General features: G+C 62.9%; 16 protein-coding genes. 7 read left to right on the top strand and 9 right to left on the bottom strand.

All coding sequences use genetic code 11. The features are described from left to right. Window positions 1-4: 4 nt before the first annotated feature. The 7 genes from K0S66_RS00970 to K0S66_RS00940 form a co-directional block, all read right to left on the bottom strand. On the bottom strand, window positions 5-1,282 hold the full coding sequence (locus K0S66_RS00970) for a glycoside hydrolase family 130 protein (RefSeq protein ID WP_301073204.1): 1,278 nt from the start codon (window positions 1,280-1,282) through the stop codon (window positions 5-7). A 71-nt stretch (window positions 1,283-1,353) separates the two neighbouring features. Then, window positions 1,354-1,680, bottom strand: a complete 327-nt coding sequence (locus K0S66_RS00965; protein ID WP_301073203.1) for a hypothetical protein — start codon at window positions 1,678-1,680, stop codon at window positions 1,354-1,356. 125 nt (window positions 1,681-1,805) lie between these two features. After that, window positions 1,806-2,831: an alcohol dehydrogenase AdhP gene (adhP, locus tag K0S66_RS00960; RefSeq protein ID WP_301073202.1), complete on the bottom strand. Its 1,026-nt coding sequence runs from the start codon at window positions 2,829-2,831 to the stop codon at window positions 1,806-1,808. A 142-nt stretch (window positions 2,832-2,973) separates the two neighbouring features. Next, window positions 2,974-3,519, bottom strand: a complete 546-nt coding sequence (locus tag K0S66_RS00955) for a DUF1269 domain-containing protein (RefSeq protein WP_301073201.1) — start codon at window positions 3,517-3,519, stop codon at window positions 2,974-2,976. Window positions 3,520-3,575: 56 nt separating this feature from the next. Continuing rightward, complete coding sequence (locus K0S66_RS00950) at window positions 3,576-4,211, bottom strand: Hsp20/alpha crystallin family protein (protein ID WP_301073200.1); 636 nt, start codon at window positions 4,209-4,211, stop codon at window positions 3,576-3,578. 364 nt (window positions 4,212-4,575) lie between these two features. Then, window positions 4,576-5,199, bottom strand: a complete 624-nt coding sequence (locus tag K0S66_RS00945) for a response regulator (protein WP_301073199.1) — start codon at window positions 5,197-5,199, stop codon at window positions 4,576-4,578. After that, entirely contained in the window at window positions 5,196-6,776 is a 1,581-nt protein-coding gene (locus tag K0S66_RS00940; protein ID WP_301073198.1) for a PAS domain S-box protein, read from the bottom strand. Before K0S66_RS00940 ends, K0S66_RS00945 begins: the two co-directional genes overlap by 4 nt. Window positions 6,777-7,455: 679 nt before the next feature. On the opposite strand from K0S66_RS00940, the gene K0S66_RS00935 reads away from it, so the two are divergent. The 7 genes from K0S66_RS00935 (at window position 7,456) to K0S66_RS00905 (ending at window position 16,442) form a co-directional block, all read left to right on the top strand. Then, window positions 7,456-8,880, top strand: a complete 1,425-nt coding sequence (locus tag K0S66_RS00935) for an efflux transporter outer membrane subunit (protein WP_301073197.1) — start codon at window positions 7,456-7,458, stop codon at window positions 8,878-8,880. Then, a complete protein-coding gene (locus K0S66_RS00930) occupies window positions 8,877-9,953 on the top strand; it encodes an HlyD family efflux transporter periplasmic adaptor subunit (RefSeq protein ID WP_301073196.1) in 1,077 nt (358 codons plus the stop codon). The genes K0S66_RS00935 and K0S66_RS00930 overlap by 4 nt, the downstream gene beginning before the upstream one ends. A gap of 62 nt (window positions 9,954-10,015) precedes the next feature. Then, a complete protein-coding gene (gene rbbA / locus K0S66_RS00925; protein WP_301073195.1) occupies window positions 10,016-12,736 on the top strand; it encodes a ribosome-associated ATPase/putative transporter RbbA in 2,721 nt (906 codons plus the stop codon). A 4-nt stretch (window positions 12,737-12,740) separates the two neighbouring features. Next, a complete protein-coding gene (locus tag K0S66_RS00920) occupies window positions 12,741-13,865 on the top strand; it encodes an ABC transporter permease (protein WP_301073194.1) in 1,125 nt (374 codons plus the stop codon). Between the two features lie 116 nt (window positions 13,866-13,981). Beyond that, window positions 13,982-14,791, top strand: a complete 810-nt coding sequence (locus K0S66_RS00915) for a universal stress protein (RefSeq protein WP_301073193.1) — start codon at window positions 13,982-13,984, stop codon at window positions 14,789-14,791. A gap of 73 nt (window positions 14,792-14,864) precedes the next feature. Further along, a complete protein-coding gene (locus tag K0S66_RS00910) occupies window positions 14,865-15,434 on the top strand; it encodes a hypothetical protein (protein ID WP_301073192.1) in 570 nt (189 codons plus the stop codon). Between the two features lie 324 nt (window positions 15,435-15,758). After that, the gene (locus tag K0S66_RS00905; RefSeq protein ID WP_301073191.1) at window positions 15,759-16,442 is read left to right on the top strand and encodes a DUF4197 domain-containing protein; all 684 of its coding nucleotides are present in this window, start codon (window positions 15,759-15,761) and stop codon (window positions 16,440-16,442) included. 809 nt (window positions 16,443-17,251) lie between these two features. On the opposite strand, the gene K0S66_RS00900 is transcribed toward K0S66_RS00905, so the two are convergent. Then, a complete protein-coding gene (locus K0S66_RS00900) occupies window positions 17,252-19,165 on the bottom strand; it encodes an EAL domain-containing protein (RefSeq protein ID WP_301073190.1) in 1,914 nt (637 codons plus the stop codon). Between the two features lie 199 nt (window positions 19,166-19,364). After that, window positions 19,365-20,258, bottom strand: coding sequence for an ROK family protein (locus K0S66_RS00895; protein ID WP_301073189.1), 894 nt, complete (start codon window positions 20,256-20,258; stop codon window positions 19,365-19,367). Between the last annotated feature and the right edge of the window lies 1 nt (window position 20,259).

The raw sequence follows: 20,259 nt of genomic DNA, 5'->3' as shown, positions 1-20,259 counted from the left end.
CAGATCAGCGCATTTGCGCGAGCAAGTCTGCAACCTTCATCGCGACTACCGTGGCATAGGTATCCGCCACGCCATGCGGCAGGATCAGCCAGCCATCATGGACGATTGCCCCGCAGCTATAGATGACGTTGGGAACATAGCCGTCCCGATTGTCGTCCATCGGCACCAGGATCGGCCGCTCGGTTCGCGCCAGCAGCTTGCTGGGATCATCCTTGTCGAGCAGGCACGCGCCCAGGCTGTAGCTGCGAATCGTACCGACGCCGTGAGTGATGAGCAGCCACCCTTGGTCGAGCTCAATAGGCGGGCCGCACACGCCGATCTGGATGAACTCCCATGGCCAGCGCGGCTTGATGATCACTTGCCCGCTGTTCCAGCGGTACAGATCGTTGGACATGAGCAGCCAGATATTCTCATGATCCTGCCGTCCCAACATCGCGTAATAGCCGCCCACTCGCCGGGGAAACAGCGCCATGCCCTTGGTGCGGGCGTAGCGCCCTTCCAGCGGGACGAGATCGAAGGTGCGGAAATCGGTGGTGCGGAGCAATTCCTGCCGGATCGCGTCCTGCCCCACGCCCGTATAGGTTCCATAATAGGTCACGCTGCCGTCGTCTTCGACGAACCGCGTCAGGCGCAGGTCCTCCAACCCGCGGCGGTGCCCGGGCGCCACGGGAAACAGCACGAACCGCGACAGATCGGGGTCCGGCCCGCATTCAAAACGGATGGCGGGATCATCCTTGGACCCGCCGGGAATGCGGCTCGCATGGGCAGACACCAGCTGCGGCGCCGGGGAATAAAAGGATACCTTCCCGCCCGGTCCGACGATGCCGACCCGGAATACGATCGACGATACATGGCCCTCTCCGACGGCGCGGAGTGTCAGCAGCACGCGGATCGAGCCCGCTGGCAGATCAGTCTGATCGGGGTGGGTGGTGATGCTGGGGTTGAACAGCGCGGCCGCCTCGACGGCATATTCCTCGAGCAGGTAGCCGCCGATCAGCTCGACCTGCTCCTCGCTAAGCTCCGGCGCGGCGCCTGATGGCGAGATGGCTGCGTAGAAGCGGCGCGACAGCAACATGTCGACGTGGCTGTGCCGCTTGCTCAGTTGTCCCTTCAGTGTCTCCAACTCACGCGTGACCAATGCGGGATCGAGCGCGCTCACCCGCTTCACCACCATCATTGTCCGCTGTTGCGGCAGATCGTGGGTCGGGAAGGGGTTGTCCGCGGGTGTGAACGGCCGCAGCACGACGTGCGATGGGTTCGGGCGGAATACCACCTCTGACATGATCCGTCCCCTTCATCGCTCGTCCGGATCGGTGCGCCCTGCCCCTTCCAGCCCGAGATGGTTGAAGAACGTCAGGGCGTCTTGCGACTGACCACCAGCGCGGTCCCGTTCGGATCCACGGTCACCAGGTGATAATTGCCGTCGGTGCATTGCGCGCGCCACTGCGGCCGATTGGGATCGGTGCCGATCAACTCAGCGCTGGTGACCCCCTGGCATGGCAGCCCAGCATCCTGGATCGCGCGGAACAGCACGATGCGCAAATCGCCCTGCGGAAGCGCCAGCACTTCCTTCGCGTAATTGCCGACGTTGATCTGTTCCGCCTCCTCAGTGACGGTGGTTCCCTGGCAGGCGGGTACTACCAGCAGCAGCAGGGGAGCGAGGAACAAGCTTGGCTTCATCGGTCGGTCTTCCTTTGCCAGTTGAATGATCCGGAATGGTGATCAGTGATCGTCACCCTTCCAGTTCACTTCAGATCGCCTGCTTCTTCAACCCATCGCGTCCGCGCCGGTTGCCTCTCCCCGGCTCAGGGGATCAGCGCCATCCGTCCTTCAATCTTGCCCTGCCGTAATCGGTCCAGCACGTCGTTCACCTGATCCAGCGGCGCGCTGGCCACCGTGGGGCGCACCTTGCCTTCGGTGGCAAAGGCCAACGCCTCCGAAAGATCGCGGCGCGTACCCACGATCGAACCGCGCAGTGTGATCCGCTTCAGCACGACATCGAAAATAGGGGTCGGGAAATCGCCAGGTGGCAGGCCGACGAGCGCGACGGTCCCGTGACGGCGCGTACAGGCGATCGCCTGAGCAAAGGCCGGCGGCGATACGGCGGTGACCAGCACGCCATGAGCGCCGCCGCCGGTCGCCGACATCACTTGCTCGATGGCGTCACCCTGTCTGCAATCCACCACCACATCGGCCCCCAGCGCTCGGGCGAGCGCCAGTTTGTCGGCATCCACATCCAGCGCCACGACGTGGAGGCCCATCGCCTTGGCATATTGCACGGCGACATGACCAAGCCCGCCGATGCCTGAAATGGCGACCCACTCACCTGCCCTCGCCTCAGTTTCCTTCAGCCCCTTGTAGGTCGTCACCCCGGCGCACAGGATCGGGGCGATTGACGCGAAGTCCGGCGACGGCGGCAAATGCCCCACGAACTTCGCGTCCGCCAGGCAGTATTCGGCATAGGTTCCGTTCACGCTATACCCGCTGTTGCGCTGCTGCTCGCACAGCGTTTCCCAGCCAGTCTGGCAATATTCGCAGCGACCGCACGCGTCGTACAGCCATGGCACGCCCACTGCATCGCCTTCCTTCACGTCGGGCACATCGGCGCCCACTGCGGACACATAGCCCACGCCCTCATGCCCTGGGATCAGCGGCATGATTGGTTTGACGGGCCAGTCGCCGCCGATCGCGTGAAGATCGGTATGGCAAACGCCCGTCGCCTCGATCTTGACGACAATCTCTCCGCGCCCTGGCGTTGGCACCGGCCGCTCCTCGATCACCAGCGGTGCGCTGAACTGCCGCGCAACCGCCGCCCTCATCGTCGTGGCCATTCACCATCTCCCAGGTGTTACGAAGCTCGCTCGGACGCGTCGGCCGAAAGGCGCCGGTACCGGACAAATTACGGCCGATGATCACCCGCAAGCGGCCAAACGCTCCCGGCATGCGTCGCGCGCCGGCCGACGCCGGTCACCGCTAAGCGGCCGCCTCGCTGCTCGTTCCCTGATCGTTGGAAACCTTCATCAGCGCCTCTTGCAGCCGCTTTTCCTGGTCGGGCGACAGCGACGAGCGAAGCACATGACCCTGAACCTGCGACAGTTCGCTCAGCACCTTCTCCGCCTGAACCTTGCGCACCAGCACGAAGATGGCCGAGCTATCGGGCTTCAACGTATCGGAAAGTTCGCGGATGAAATTGTCGTTGATGCCATAGTCCATCAGTGAGCCCGACAGGGCACCGGCCCCTGCCCCAACCGCTGCGCCGACAGCCATGCCGGCAACCGGGTTCAGGAACAGCAGGCCTACCAGCGTACCCCATAGCGCGCCCGACAATCCGACCGACGCCGCTCCAGTTCCCACCATGTTGTAGCTCTGCTTCAGCCGCACTTTTCCGTCCGGCTGACGAATGGCGACAACGGCGTCCTCCAGATCGATGAGATACTCGCGCTGCATTCGCTGCAACTGGGCTAATACGCGGTCAGCCTCGTGCGGATCGTCAAAGCCGACGACAATCAGATCAGCCACATGAACTCTCCTAGGTGAACGATGGGGGGCAACGAGCGGCAGAAGCCCGCACAGACTCAGCTTCCTGACGAGATCGGGATGCGGCGTTTCTGCTCGCCCGCTTTCGCGTCTTTCGGCAGGGTGATGACGAGTACGCCCTTATCGACACGAGCGGTCACTGCATTGGCGTCTACGTCCTTCGGCAGGTCGATCTTGCGAACGAAGGAGCCATAGCGGCGCTCACTGAGGATGTAGTCGCCGTCCTTGCGCTCCTCCTCATCCCGCTTCTCTCCCGAGATGGTCAGACGCCCATCGGCAACGCTGATGTCGATCTGGTCCTCGGTCATGCCGGGGATCTCCGCGGAGAGCCGGTATTCCTTGTCCTTCTCGGTCATCTCCAAGGCGGGCAGGCTGACCATGCTCTCGAACCCGCCTAGGCTACCCAGGCGAGAGCTGATCGCGCTACGCGTCGGCGCAGAGAAATTCTCAAACAGCCGGTCGATCTCTGTTCGCAGCCAACCCAGGGGCGCCTCGCCGCTCGATCGGGTCTTCGCCGGCAAATCCGCTTGCGTGCTCATCGTTCCGAACTCCAGGCATCGGGATGCGTCCAAGGCGGTGCGGAACAGGTGATCCGTGCGCCCTAAAAAATCACCTGCCCGTGCACCGGTGGCGATGCAGACGCTGCGCCGGCGGCCGGGGGGAGCCGCTTTCACGCACGGGCAGGTGGGCGGCAATGCAACTAGGTCCCGGAAGCAACGACTTCACGTGCAAGGAGGTGATCCGTATCCTGACGTGCCGCGATGATGCTCCGCCGACTTCAGTCTTAATTGCTGCCGTCCGACAGTTAAGGATCAGCGGTTTTCCAGGGTATTGGGAAGAGTACCTAAGCTGCGGCAAGTGCACTCACAAAATGCTTGCTGGAGGGCTGGTTGCAGAGGCGCAGCGGCAGAACGCCTGCGAGCGTCTGACCACCGTGAATCGGCCATTCCGCAGGTGCAGCCCTCCACGACGCGAGTAGCACCACTCAGTTAGCCGTCCTGCAATCTTCGGCTAACTCACCACAGCACTGTGGGTGGATCAGCTACGCGGACCGCCCAGCCCGGCCGCGAAGGCGATACGTAGGGCGTCCGAAAGACTGCGCGCCTTCAACTTGGTCATCACGTTCGCGCGGTGAACCTCGACGGTCCTGACCGATATGCCCAGATCATAGGCGATGGTCTTATTCGGAAAGCCCTCGGCAAGTTCCGCCAGAACCTCTCGCTCGCGCGGCGACAGCGCACCCAGCGCCAGGTCGGCGTTCGCCGCACGCGACAGCGCATCCGCTGACTTCTCCAGCCGTTCGAACGCATGTTCGAGCGCCGCCAACAGAACGTCGCTATCGAACGGTTTTTCGATGAAATCGACCGCCCCGGATTTCATTGCCTTGACGGCTATCGTGATGTCGCCGTGGCCGGTCAGCACGATTACGGGCATGGCGACCCCGCGCTGGATCAGTTGTTGCTGCACGGCCAACCCATCAATGTCCGGCATTCGCACGTCGAGGAGGATGCAGCCATTCTCTGCGTGACGCACTTCCTTCAGGAAGGCGGTCCCGCTCTCCCAGGTGCGCGTTGCGAAGCCGAGGGTCTTGAGCATGAAGCTGGCGGACCGTCGGACCGCTGCTTCATCATCGATGATGTGCACCAAGCGTTTCTCAGTCATTCTGCCAACTCCTGATCGGCCTGAACCATCGTGAAGTGAAATGCCGTGCCCCCGCCGGAGCGCGGCTCCGCCCAGATCTTGCCGCCGCTCGCCTCGACGATGGTACGGCAGATCGACAGACCAAGACCCATTCCGCCCGACTTGGTGCTGTTGAAGGCACGGAAGAGCTTCGCGGCGGCCTCGGGCGCAATGCCTGATCCCGTGTCTGCCACCGTCGCTCGCACGCATCCCTCCTCCTCGACCCGGGTTGAGACGGACAGATGCCGCACCGGCGACTCCGCCATCGCCTCAATCGCGTTGCGGATCAGGTTGATCAAAACCTGTTGGATTTGAATACGGTCAACCAGCACCGGAGTGGCGCTGGGATCGATATCGAACGTCACCCAGACGCCGCGCTCACGCGCACCAATCAGCGCTAGCTGCGACGCCTCCTCAATCAACTGGGGAAGAGCCTCGACGGTAAACTCCATCTCGCCGCGGCTTTCGAAGTCATGCAGGTGGCGCAAAATTTCGCCCGCACGGAGCCCCTCCCGCATCGCATCGGCAAGTGCGTCGTCGATCATGTCGCGATCTTCTTCATTCCCCTCGCGCAGCAAATTGCGTATCCCGCGCATGTAATTGACCACCGCGGTAATCGGCTGGTTCAGCTCGTGCCCCAAGGTGGACGCCATCGTCCCCATCGCACTGCCGCGTGCGGCATGAACCAGGCTGGTGCGCAGTTCCTCCAGCCGTTCCTCGGTACGTCGTTGCTCGGTCAGATCACGGAAGAATGCGGTGAAGATCGGCTTCCCCTCGGTGATCGCCTGGCCGACCGACAGGCGCAGCGGGAACGTGGACCCGTCGCCCCGGCGGCCGAGCAGCGTGCAGCCGACGCCGTCGCTGCTGCTGCGCGTAACGGTGAGATAATGATCGACGCTCGCCGCCCGCCCCTGTGGGCCAGACGAGGCGATCAGACGGTCGAAGCTCGTGCCGACAACCTCACTCTCTGATAGGCCAAACAGACGCTCCGCCGCCGCGCTGAAAGACAGGATGTTTCCCGCCCGGTTCGTGACCACCATGGCATCCGGCACGGTGGCGAGAATGGAACGATAGTGGTTTTCGCTCGCCGCGGCGCGAAACCGTTCGGCACGTTGCTGCGTAATGTCGCGGATCAACTTTCCATAGCCGCGCAGCGTTCCGGAATTGTCGTAGAACGCCTTGATGGTGAAACGGGCGAGGAAGCGCGAGCCGTCCTTGCGGACATGCCAGTCTTCGCCGTTCAACGAACCCTTCGTGGCCGCAGTGCGCAGATGGTGCTCGGGCAGACCCTCGGCTACCGCCATCTGCGTGTAGAAAATCGAACAATGCTTTGCGACTACCTCGGCGCTGCTCCATCCCATTAACCGGCGCGCACCCTCGTTCCACACGGAAACGCGGCCCGCCGCATCATACATGTAGATTGCGTAACCGGTCGCGCCCTCGATCAGCAGGTTGAGTTCACGCGCTGCCTCACGCTCGCGATCGGCGCGGGCCGAATGAAGATACGACAAGGCGACGACCCCGCCGGATGCCACGCCGAACTCAAGCAAGGGCAACAAGCCTTGCGAGCTCGGCAACCATCCCAGCCATGAGGTCAGTCCAGCCGACAGCGCCGCGCAGACGCCCGCCCAAACGGCGCCCGCAAGCATTCCGGTGACGGAGATGGCGAAGAAGAACAGGACGAATGGGGCAACACTCGGCGCGCCTTTGGTAAGCGCATGTTGCGTAACAGCAGCCAGCCCTACCGTCCCTGCGGCAATACCGCAGCCGGCCAGACCGGTACGCAACGAAGCCCCACGTATGGAGTGCATCGGCCCTCCCAGTGCCGCACGGTTTCCCCGCCGTCCGGCAACTACTTAATTAACATAAGTTTTAGCAGAAAAGAACACAATCTCGATTAATGGTTAATAGTGATGATCTACTTGGATCCAAAAACCACTTCCTTCCTCAATACAGCGGCGAATGCCCCCCAACACGGTGGAGGCCGGGGGACGCTCGCGATATAAGCAAAACTCCGGATTGGCGGATTCCATGGGGTCGGTGACACCTTTCACACGAGCACGCCGGGTTGTGCGCGCATGACCCGGCTCAAAGCATCGGCATGCCGACCGTGAAGACCGATGTCGCTGGCAAGTGCGAGCGGGCTGGTGGCGTGTCGAACTGAAGGATGGCCAACCAAGTGCTGAAGGAATGATGATCAGGGGCTCGACCCGCCCGATAGTGTCGCGGTCGCGCTCCGTGCCGATCACGCTCATTTCCCTCGTGTTGGCGAGTTGCTCCTTCGCTCCGGATCACGTTACCCCTGCCCCGCCCGTCGCGCCGCGTTTTCCGGGCGCTAATCCGGATGGCGCGACCATCGCAACGATCGGTTGGCAGGAATTCTTTCGCGATCCCGAACTCCAGCGGCTGATCGGCCTCACGCTGACGAACAATCGGGACATCCGTGTCGCGGCAGCCCGGGTGCTTGAAGCACGTGGAGCCTGGCAGATCCAGGGTGCATCGCTGTATCCGCAGATTGACGGCAACGTGTCAGCATCACGGGGCCGGACGCTGTTCAACCTTCCCGGGAACTCGGCGACACCGATCGACGTGCGTTCGATCGGGGTTCAGGCCAGCGCGGCGTGGGAGATCGATTTCTGGGGCAGGCTGCGCAACCTGCGCGATGCGGCACGCTGGCAGTATCTCGCCTCGGAAGAAGCGCGACGCGGCGTTGCCACCCAACTGATCGCTCAGGTGGCCAACGGATACCTTCTTGAGCGCGAATATGAGGAGCGTGCCGCGCTCGCGCGCGGGACGATCGCGACGCGGGAGGAATCGCTACGGATCGTCCGGCGACGGTATGAAGTGGGCTCGGGCACCAAGCTCGACATGACCCAGGCGCAGGCATTGCTTGGCCAGGCGCGCGCGGCCTTGCAGGCGCTGCAACAGGATCAGGAGGTCAACCGAAACGCGCTGACACTTCTCGTCGGCCAGCCAATAACGCTCAGCCCTGCCGAGCGACGCTTTGCGCAGATCACCACCTACCTTCAGCTCCCCCCCGGCCTTCCCTCGGACCTGCTGATAAACCGGCCAGACATCCTCGCCGCCGAACGGCAGTTGCGCGCAGCGAATGCCAATATTGGAGCGGCGCGCGCCGCGTTCTTCCCGAACATTGCGCTCACGGCAGGCGCGGGGATCGCGAGCACCGACCTGGGGGATCTGTTCAGCGGGCCAACAACGGTCTGGAGCTTTACGCCATCGCTGACGCTGCCGATCTTCAATGCCGGCCGGCTCGCAGCCAATCTTGACGTCGCTGAGGCCAGAAAGGTCCTTGCGGTGGCCGAGTATGAGCGCGCCATTCAGATCGCCTTTCGCGATGTCTCCGATGCGCTCGCCCGGCGACGCCAACTGTCGTTGCAGATAGAAACGACACGCGGCGTGCTCGACGCACTGACTGAGCGCGCACGGCTCGCGACCCTGCGGTTCGACAATGGCCGATCCACGTACCTGGAGGTGCTGGATGCGCAGCGCGACCTCTTCGAAACACAGCAGTTGCTGGTGCAGCTTCGCCGCGCTGAGGTGGCGAGTGGCGTCGCGCTCTATGCCGCCGTCGGGGGCGGGTTTGCGCCGCAGCCCGTGTTCGATTCCACCGCCCCCTCGAACGGGAGGACGCCTGGGCCATGACTGATGTGCACAAAAACCGGTGGCTGTCGCGTGGGTTGATCGCGCTGGGGGTCGTCGGAATCGCGGTCCTCGTGTGGCTGACCCTTCGGCCCTCCGGCATGCCTGCGGGGATCGTCAGCGGGAACGGGCGAATTGAAGCGGTCGAGATCGACATTGCCGCCAAGATGCCCGGACGGATCGCCGACATCACCGTCAACGAAGGTCAGTTCGTCCGCCAGGGGCAGGTCGTCGCGACCATGGATACCGACGCGTTGCAGGCACAATTGGCACAAGCGCGCGCGCAACTGGCCCAGGCCAGCAACGCGATCCAGATCAGCGAGGCACAGGTGCTGCAACGCCAGAGCGACAAGGCCTTCGCTCAAGCAACTGTCCGCCAGCGCGAGGCCGAACTTAACGTGGCGCGCAAGCGGCTGGCGCGATCGTCGACGCTGTCGAAAGAGGGCGCCACCCCGATGCAGGAACGAGATAATGACCAGGCGGCGGTCGAGGGCGCCTCGGCCGCCGTGGCGGCGGCGGAAGCTCAGGTCGCGGCGGTGGATTCCGCAATACGCGCCGCGCGCAGCCAGGTCGTGGGGGCGGGCACCAATGTCGACGCGACGCGCGCCACGATCGACCGGATCATGGCCGACATCAACGACAGCGTCCTTCGCGCGCCCCGCGCAGGCCGCATCCAATATCGCATCGCGCAGCCCGGCGAAGTGGTAGCGGCAGGCGGACGGGTGCTGACGCTGATCGACCCGTCAGATGTGACGATGGTGTTCTTCCTGCCGGAAGCGGTCGCAGGCCGGGTCGCACTTGGCGACGAGGCGCGCATCGTTCTGGACGCCCTGCCCGATCGCTACGTTCCGGCGCGGATCAGCTTTGTCGCAGACGTTGCGCAGTTCACACCTAAATCAGTCGAGACGTCCAGCGAGCGTGAAAAGCTGATGTTCCGGGTGAAGGCGCGGATCGATCCCGATCTGCTCCGGCGGCACCTAACCCTTGTAAAGACGGGCGTCCCGGGCGTCGCTTATGTGCGGATCGATCCCAATGTGCCCTGGCCCGCGAAACTGTCCAATGTTGTGAAGGATTAGGGGTGCTGGCGCCCGGCGCCTCTCCGGCCCCGTCAGCGGCTCTGGAGAAGCACGTTGCGCGCATGTCTGGCGTGACGCTGCGCTATGGCCGCACGATCGCGCTCGACAACCTAAATCTCGCGCTTCCCGCCGGTCAGATGGTGGGCATCATCGGCCCCGACGGGGTGGGAAAGTCCAGCCTGTTTTCCCTCATGGCCGGCGCCCGCGTCATCCAGGAAGGAATTGTCGAGGTGCTCGGCGGCGACATGCGGGATCGCAGTCACCGCGACATTGTGTGTCCGCGGATCGCCTACATGCCGCAAGGGCTGGGCAAGAACCTGTACCCCACGCTTTCGGTTGAGGAGAACCTTCAGTTCTTCGCTCGCCTGTTCGGCCAGGCACCTGACGAAAGGCTGCGGCGGATCCACGATCTGACGCGAGCCACCGGGCTGGAGAACTTCCTGTCGCGTCCCGCGGGAAAGCTCTCGGGCGGGATGAAGCAGAAGCTGGGCCTATGCTGCGCCCTGATCCATGAACCGCGCCTGTTGATCCTGGATGAACCGACGACGGGCGTCGACCCGCTTGCTCGGGCCAAGTTCTGGATCCTGGTCGGTCAGATCCGTGAACAGAATCCCGGCATGAGCGTCGTGGTCGCCACCGCATACATGGATGAGGCGGAACGGTTCGACTGGTTGATCGCGATGGACGACGGCCGCGTGCTCGCAACCGGCACGCCCCAGGAGTTGATGACGCAGACGGCGTCGCCCCGGCTGGACGAAGCGTTCATCGCGCTTCTTCCAGAGGACAAGAAGCGCGATCACACCCCGGTCGTCAAACCGCCGTTGGCCATCGACGAGAAGGATGTCGCGATCGAGGCTCGCGGGCTGACCATGCGTTTCGGCGATTTCGTCGCCGTAGACCATGTCAGCTTCCGCATCGTACGCGGTGAGATCTTCGGCTTTCTCGGCTCCAACGGCTGCGGCAAATCGACCACGATGAAGATGCTCACGGGGCTTCTTCCACCCAGCGAAGGAGAAGCGCAGCTTTTCGGGAAACCGATCGATCCCCGAGACATCAACGTGCGTCGCCGCGTGGGGTACATGAGCCAGGCCTTTTCGCTCTACAGCGAACTGACGGTTCGCCAGAATCTAGAACTCCACGCCCACCTGTTTAACGTGGCGGCAGAGGAGATCCCCGGCCGCGTCGCCGAGATGATGCAGCGTTTCGGGTTGGAGGAAGCGGCACAGGACCTGCCGCCCGCCATGCCGCTGGGTGCGCGGCAGCGATTGTCGTTAGCCGTCGCGATGGTTCATCGGCCCGAGATACTGATCCTCGACGAGCCGACCTCGGGCGTTGATCCGGTGGCGCGCGACACGTTCTGGCGGTTGCTGATCGAGCTATCACGTCGCGACCAGGTCACGATCTTCGTCTCGACCCACTTCATGAATGAAGCCGAGCGCTGCGACCGCATATCGATGATGGACGCGGGCAAGGTGCTGGACAGCGACACCCCCGCGCGATTGATGGAGAAGCGGGGCGCAGCAACGCTGGAAGAAGCCTTCATCTCCTATCTGGTTGAAGCGAGTAGCGACGCCGCGGCGGAAGCACCGATGGAAGCGCTCGCGTCGCCTGATCAGGATGAACGGACGTCGAGGCGGCGAAGCCGGTTTAGCCCGCGGCGAATGTACAGCTATCTGTGGCGCGAAACGCTGGAGCTTCAGCGCGATCCGGTACGCGGCGCGCTCGCGCTGGCCGGGTCGATGATCCTGCTGCTGGTGATCGGGTTCGGAATCAGCCTTGATGTCGACGACATACGCTATGCCGTCCTTGATCGTGACCAGAGCGCGATCAGCCGGGAATACTCGGAGGGCATCGCCAGTTCGAAATACTTCGTCCAACGCGCCCCGATCACGAGCTACGACGACATGGATCGTCGTATGCGTGCCGGGGACATCGCGCTTGCGGTAGAGATCCCGCCTGGGTTTGGCCGCGACCTCCGTCGCGGGCGCCCGCAACCCATCGCTGCCTGGTACGATGGGGCGATGCCACTGCGCGCAGAGACGATCCGCGGCTACGTCCAGGGCCTGCATCAACGCTGGCTGGCGACGGAGATGCGGGAGGCAGGGCTGACTGGGGGGACGCGTGCAGGCGCCAACACGTCCGTCGCGGTGCAGAACCGCTACCGTTACAATCCCGACATACGAAGCCTGCCCGCAATGGTGCCGAGCGTCATCCCGCTCCTGCTGTTGATGCTGCCCGCGATGCTCGCCGCGATGGCGGTAGTGCGGGAGAAGGAAACGGGATCGATCATCAATTTCTATGTGACGCCGGTGACCCGAAGCGAGTTCCTGCTGGGCAAACAGCTTCCTTACGTCGCGCTCGCCATGATCAACTTCACCATCATGGTGCTGATGGCGCGATGGATCTTCGGCGTCCCGATCACCGGCAACATCGCGGCGCTGACGGTCGGCGCCCTCCTGTTTTCCTTTGTCTCGACCGGCATGGGGCTGCTCGCGTCGTCGGTCACCCGCAGTCAGATCGCCGCATTGTTCCTGGCGATGATCGGCACATTGATCCCGACTCTCACCTATGGCGGCATGATCGATCCGGTGACTTCCCTGGAAGGCGGCGGGCGGATCTTTGGCGAAATCTACCCCTCGTCGCACATGATCACGATCACGCGCGGCGTGTTCAACAAGGGTCTGGGCTTCCACGATCTCTGGGCGTCACTGTGGCCGCTGCTGATTACCTGGCCGGTGATCACGATCACATCGATCCTGTTGCTTCACAAGCAGGAGCGCTGACCCAATGCGTGCATTGTCCAGCATCTACCGGCTCGGCATGAAGGAGCTCTGGAGCCTCTGGCGCGATCCGGTGATGCTGGTGCTGATAGTCTTCACCTTCACTGGCGTGGTCTACACCTCAGCGAAGGCAATGCCAGAATCTCTGCATATAGCATCGATAGCGATCGTCGACGAGGATCGCTCACCATTGTCGCAGCGGATCGTCGACGCCTTTTATCCACCTCAGTTCGCGCCGCCGGTGCTGATCGATAGCACCCAGATCGATCCTGGGCTGGACGCGGGTCGCTACACGTTCGTGTTGCGCATACCGGCCAATTTTCAGCGTGATGTCGTGCGGGGACGCGGGCCGGAGCTGCAACTGAACACTGATGCCACGCGGATGACGCAGGCATTCACCGGCAGCAACTACATTCAGCAGATCGCCCTTGGCGAAGTGAACAGCTTCGTCGCACGTCAACAAGGCCAGACATCACTTCCAGTCGATATCGAACTGCGTGCCCGCTATAACCCCACGCTCAATGCGACGTGGTTTGGCGCCTTGGTGCAAGTGATCGATCAGATCACGCTGCTCGCGATCCTCCTGACCGGCGCAGCACTGATCCGCGAGCGCGAACACGGCACGATCGAACACCTGCTCGTCATGCCGGTGACCCCCTTTGAAATCATGGCGAGCAAGGTCTGGTCGATGAGCCTTGTCGTTCTGATCGGATCGTTCCTGTCGATCCAGTTGGTGGTGCGCGGGCTCCTTCATGTTCCGATCACCGGCTCGCTTCCGCTGTTTTTCGCGGGCGCGATCCTGGCCATGTTTGCCACCACATCGATCGGCATCTTCATGGCGACGGTCGCACGCAACATGCCGCAATTCGGCATGCTGGCTGTCCTGGTGCTGATCCCGCTCCAAATGCTGTCCGGCGGGATTACCCCGCGCGAAAGCATGCCGCAAATTGTTCAGAACGTGATGCTGGCAGCGCCGACCACCCACTTCATCAGCCTGGGTCAGGCAATATTGTTCCGCGGCGCCGGGCTTGAGGTGGTTTGGCCACAAATGATTGCGCTCGTCGTTATCGGCGCTTTCTTTTTTGTGGTTGCGCTGCGGCGTTTCCGCGCAGTGATCACTCAAATGGCGTGATATTCTGCCGCCCAAAGACTTCGTATAGAACACCCTACGCATCGTTACGTATACCGTTTCGTTGCGGGAAGGGCCAGTTTCTTCATCCAGGCACTCATAGATGCGCGGGGAAGAGGATGCGGTCGATCCTGCTTTATGCGAACGAGGATAGTGGCACGATCGATCGGGTCGAAGCTGCACTCAATATCGCCGGCGCCTTCAACGCCCACCTTCATTGCTTGCAGATGATCACGCCGGACACGTTCGTTGCGATGGACCCGTTCGGCGGTGTCTATCCGATGTTCGACCTTCTCGAAGACATGCGCGAGCGCGAGGCAAAGAACCGGCAGGAGATCGATGCGCGGCTGCAACGCGCCGACGCGCCGCGCACGTGGATCACAGGCACCCGCTATCCACGGAGTTCGGCGCTGGAGCGAATGGCGCTGGTCGATCTGACCATCGTCAGCATTCCGCAAAAGATCGAACTGGGTGATCGCCCGCCGGCACCAGCGCGGCTGGCTACGCAAAGCAACACGCCGGTGCTGGCGGTCGCGCCCGGCGGCTCCCGTTTCGACTCATATGCCAATGCCATGGTCGCCTGGAACGGCTCAGCCGAAGCAGCCCGGGCGCTTCGCGCTGCGACCCCCCTCCTGGCGCGAGCGCAGGGCGTGACGATCGTCACGCTGCAGGAGGGGAAGGAGCAAGGGCTCGCGCCCACGGACGCGGCCGAATACCTGGGCTATTACGAGATCAAGTCCGAGATCCGCGAGCTTCCTCAGTCCGACCGGATCCCGAGCGAGGTACTAAGCGAGACGGCAGCCGAGCTGAGCGCATCGTACATCGTGATGGGCGCTTACGGCCATGCTCGGCTGCAGGAGCGGATCTTCGGCGGCGTGACCCAGGCGCTTTCCACCAACAGCAATGTCAGCCTGTTCATGGCCCATTGAGGAGCACGTTCATGGCCTCACCATAGCGGCCCACCGCGATTTCATCCGAAAACATAAGAAAGGAGACGTGTCAGTGACCAACACCTTCAGAAAGACCACCGTCGCGGCCGCTCTGGCGATCTCCGTTGGGACGCTCGCAGGATGCGCCACAACGCCCACGCCCTACCAGCCGATGGGCTCTGGCAAGGTGAGCGGCGGCTATTCCGACACGCGGCTTGCTCCTGATCGCTACCGTGTGACGTTCGTCGGCAACGACTATACCTCGCGCAAGACGGTCGACGATTATCTGCTGTACCGCGCGGCGCAACTCACCGTGCAGAACGGGTTCCAGAGCTTCAAGATCCTCACCAACGTGAGCGAAAGCGACGTCGAGACGCAGCTGACGCCGGACCCGCTCTTCACCGGCCCTTATGGCTGGTGGCGTCCCGCCTGGCGCTACTACGGCGGGTTTGGATGGCGCAGCTGGGATCCATGGACGGGTGACCCGTTCTGGGCCGATACGGTCGATGTCAGCACCGTGACCAAATACGAGGCCCAAGCGGATATCCAGATGCAGCGTGGTCCCGCGACCGGCAAGGGCAGCTTCGACGCCAATCAGGTTATCGCGACCCTCGGACCAAGTATCCAGCTTCCCAAGTCGTAGAAGGACAAACGACCCGCGGTCGCGCTATCGGTTTGCTCCTCGACGAGGAACACACTGTGCGGCCGCGGGTCCGCCTTATTGCCGGGCCCGCCTGACCTGGGATGATACCTCCTCCCATCCGGCGCTTTCACCAGCGATCCCCGCCTCCCCGTACGCTCCGCTACGGGCAAGCACTGCGGCGTGGCTGCTGTCCCAGCATCGTGTCAGCCGATCCAGCGCACCCTTTTGCAAAGCATGTGCGCTCTTACCCCCACCCTGTGCACGTTCAGCCAACGTTCCAAAAGTCGCAGCCAACCGGGCGATACGACAGTTGGAGAGTTGTGGATGACTGATGTTACCCGGCGTGCATTGCTGATTGGGGCGGGCATCGCCGTTCCGGGACTGTTTCTCTCAGGGTGCGCCACTACCGCAATGCCCGGCGACATGACCGAGGCGTTGCGGCGCCTGCTCGCGATCTCGAGCGAACGCGCGATGACGCGCCTCGTCGCCGACAATGGTTTCTTCAACGACCCGCAAACTCGGCTGACGATCCCTGGTACGGCAGCAGGCGACCGGTCAGGCGCAATTCTCGGCGCGCTGCTTGGATCAGTACCCGTGCGACGCGAATTGACGCTCGCGATCAACCGCGCAGCCGCAGCAGCGGCGGATCGCGCAGCCCCTTTGATCTTCGACTCCATTCGTTCGCTCACCTTCTCCGATGCGTTGGGAATCGTTCAGGGCGGTCCGACCGCCGCCACGACCTACCTGGAGCGTGCAATTGGCGACCGGATCATCGATGCCATGCTGCCGGAAGTCGGCGGCGCTTTGCGGCAGTTCGATAACCAGTCAGTTCTGGGACCAGTGTTAGGCGCCGCCACGGGGATCAACGTTGCCGCTATCGAACGGACGATCACGACCCAGGCAGCCCAGGCCGTTTGGCGGGCCATCGGCCAGGAAGAAGCAGCTATTCGCCGGAATCCCGGCCGTGCGGGCGATCCGCTCGTGGCGGCCCTGCTGGCAATCGGTTGAGGGACATGGGCGGAGGCGGCTTTGAGCGGTGAGATGTTGGGCGATGTCTCACTGCCGCGCCCGGAGAAAGGCGATCAACCTCCCGGCAGCAGCGGGTGGCGAAGAGCGCCGAGGTGGCGCGACCTAGCACGGTCTACGCCAGCCTTGCCTTTTGCCTACGTTTCTCCGATAGTCTCACATCGGCTTCAAGCATCGACTGCTGAACGCGCCGCTAGTGAGCGCCGCATCGATACGAACTCCCTCGCAGATGCGGCGCTCATGTAGATCGAATCGTTGAATGATCCGCTTGCGTCATGATCCATCCTCAGCAAAAGCAGGAAAACGGACCGGCAAACGCCGGATCCGAGGTTCGCAGCCGGGCGCCTCGTCCCACAATACCTTTGTCCGTCAGGGGCGAGGCGCTTGAGAACGGCAATTATGGCCACCGCGCTTGGCGGGCGGCTCAAAATCGTCCTTCATCACATCGGCGCTTGCGCAGACGAGAAGGTCAGGGCAGGTTCCCCGAATAATAATAACCGGCGTGTCCGGAATAATGGGGACAGGATGATGGAATACGCGAACGTGGTTCTGCTTGGTGTTGCAGGCGTAGGCGCCATCACTGTCATGAGCGGCATGCTGCTACTGGCTCGTCGCCCTCGCTGACTTAGCAGGCATTTCTTTGATGTAGTTATGATCGGGCGTTCGCCCTCACAAGTTGGCCCGCTGGGCGCTGTGAGTGCAAGGTGTTCTATCAGCGCGGCCAGAGTGTGAGCGTTCGTCCGGCAGCAAAGGCCGCGAGCTCCGCTATCCAATGGCTTCAAATCACGGCATCATCCTCCCGTTCCGGTTCCCAAGGATCCGTCCGGCTCCCCAGCAGCGGCATAGGCAAACCCCGCCTGGGCCAGGGTAGCGGCCTCGTCGGCGCTTATCGGTCGCGCAAATAGATACCCTTGGAGATGACTGGCCCCTGCCGCGCGCAGCATGGCGACCTGTCCATCCGTCTCCACACCTTCTGCGATAACGCCCAGCCCCAAGGCGCGGCCAAGATGGATGATGGCGTGGACAATTGCGGCCGACTCCCGTTCGCGTGCCATCCCTTCGATGAAGCTTCGGTCGATCTTCAGGCTGTCGAGCGCGAACTTCCGGATATTGTAGAGGCTGGAGTAGCCAGTGCCAAAGTCGTCCAGCGCGATGCGAAAGCCCATCTGCCGAAGGCGATACATTGTTTCCGCCGCGCGCTCGGCATCGTCGAAGATTGCTGTTTCGGTGATCTCAATCTGAAGCCGGGCCGGGGCGACCCCGGCACGCTGCACCTGTTCCACGACATAGCCGACGAAGTTGTGCCGACGGAACTGACGCGGCGAAAAGTTGACCGACACATACTGGCTTGGCCAGTCGTTCAACACCTCGAGCGATTTCGCGAGCACCCAATCCCCCAACTCGTGGATCAGGTTCGATTCCTCGGCGATCGGGACGAAGGTTGACGGGCTGATCGGGCCGAACTCGGTCGCATGCCACCGTAGCAACGCTTCAAACCCGACGATCTCGAAAGCCTCCGTGGTGACGATCGGCTGGAACAACATGCCCAACTCGCCGCGCGCGATCGCCTGGCTCAGATTGCCTTCGATCCGACGACGCAGGCGAATTCCTTCTTCAAAGCTTTTGTCGAACAGCCGGGCGACGTTACGGCCGCTTCGCTTGGCCTCGTTGAGCGCCAGGTTCGCGCGGCGCATCAAATCCACCGGATCGCGCGAGCCACTATCGCCTGCGGCGACAACGCCCGCGGAGACGGACCCATGCACAGTATCCCCCAGCACGCGAAACGAGACATCGCACGCCGCGACGAGCCGCTCACATGCCATCAGCGCCGCTTCCTCGCCAACGGTCTCGAATAGCAAACCGAATTCGTCGCCCCCTAACCGCGCGACTAGACCGCCGCCTGGCATAGTGGCCTTGAGGATCGCACATACCTCGCGGATCATCTCGTCCCCAGCGAGGTGGCCAAGGGTGTCGTTGATCAACTTGAACCGATCAAGGTCAACCATCGCCACCGCAAACGGGCCAGGCCGTCGCGCGCGTTCCGTCAGGGCATTCTGAAACGCCAGCCGGTTGGGCGCGTCCGTCAGCGCATCATGGCTGGCAACATGAATAGCGCGGCGCTCGTTCGCCTCGAGCTCAGCGGCCTGTTGCTCGAGCAGCGCGACCTGCTGCGCCAGTGTCGCTCGTGCAGCCGCCAGCTCACGATCAACTTCCCACCTTTTGCCCAGTGCAATTGCTGTCTGAACCACCTCGGCGGGCTCGAACGGCTTGGCGAGATAAAACAATTTTTCGGCAGGACCCGCGACTTCGATGATCTCAGCCGGGGACACATCGGAATAGCCGGTGACGATGACGAAATTGATGTCAGGATCAAGCAAGCGAACGAGCCGCGCCGTCTCTTTCCCATTGATACCCGGCGGCATGCGAATGTCGATGAACGCGACTTGATAGGGCCGGTTCTCGTCCAACGCCCGCCTGATCTCCGAAACGGCGTCGACGCCTTGATCAAGAAATGTGCAGTCGAACGTAGGGAGTGAGGCAGATCGAAGCCGCTCCGCATCATGACTAATCGAGAGCGGCGTTGTCCGGGTTTCAATGGAGCGGGTCTCCGCACGTCCTTCTGGATGAAAGCTGAAGCGGTAAGCCTCCTGCACGCCAGGATCATCGTCGACGATCAGGAGGCGTACCCGCGTTGACCCAAGCATGACGCGACCGACCTCCCCACCGCAATTGCGTGACCGCGCGGATTAACGAGCTGTAATCCCATCGTCTTCCCCTCAAACGATCCGTTCTGGAGAAGAAGCTGTAGACGTCGCTCCTGCGACCACTCCGGACAGTCACGCATGTTCGGCACGTCAGCGCAATTCGCAATGTTACGGCCCATCCCGCGACCTGCGCCACGGCTCATCCGCTAGCCAGCGCCTGCTGGCCCAGAACGATGGCGCCCAGCGGGCCAGCATTGTTGCCAAGCGCAGGAGGAACCACGAACCTGTCGACGTCCTCGACATCCGGTAGCGCGACATAGCCCCCGAGTGACTGATGCAGGGCGGCGCGGATTTGCGGAAAGAGGAACTGATTGCCGATCATCACGCCGCCGCCGAGCACGATCCGGCGAGGAACGCCGGTGAGCGTGATCGTGTGCAGCAATTGCGCGAGCGCGTGAGCGACCCCGGTCCACACCGGGTGGTCAGCTGGAACGTCCGCGCCCTTCAAACCTGTTCGTGCCGCAATCGCTGGCCCCGAAACCAACCCCTCCACGCAGGCGCCGTGATAGGGACAGCTGCCCGTCCAATCATCGCCCCCCAACCGTACCGGACGGATATGCCCGAGCTCGCCATGCGTCAGGCCATCCACCGGACGTCCATGCGCCACTAGGCCAACCCCGACGCCGGTGCCAACGGTGACATAGGCAAGGTCTTGGAGTCCCGCAGCCGCGCCCCAGCGGGCCTCACCAAGGGCAGCGCCAACGACGTCCGTATCGAACCCCGTAGGCACGTTGTAACGACGAGCAAGCCGCCGGGCGACGTCTGTGCCCTGCCATCCAGGCTTAGGGGTCGAGGTGATGTGCCCATAATCACCTGCACGTCGATTGATCGAAATGGGGCCAAAGCTGGCGATGCCCAGCGCCGCGAAGCCGCTCCAGCCGTCGATCACCTCTTCGATCGCCGCGAGCGTCTCGTCCGGCTTCCTGGTCGGCAGCTCAACGCGCACAAGGATGTCCTCGGGGCCGGTCGCCAGGATGAGCACGCACTTCGTGCCGCCCAGTTCCACCCCGGCAATCAGCGCCCCATCATCCACG

Origin of the sequence: Sphingomonas sp. (genome assembly GCF_029239295.1) — a bacterium.
In the GTDB taxonomy this organism is placed as follows: domain Bacteria; phylum Pseudomonadota; class Alphaproteobacteria; order Sphingomonadales; family Sphingomonadaceae; genus Sphingomonas.
The sequence above is the reverse complement of the archived record's forward strand: the minus strand, read 5'-3'. Positions and strand labels throughout refer to the sequence as shown.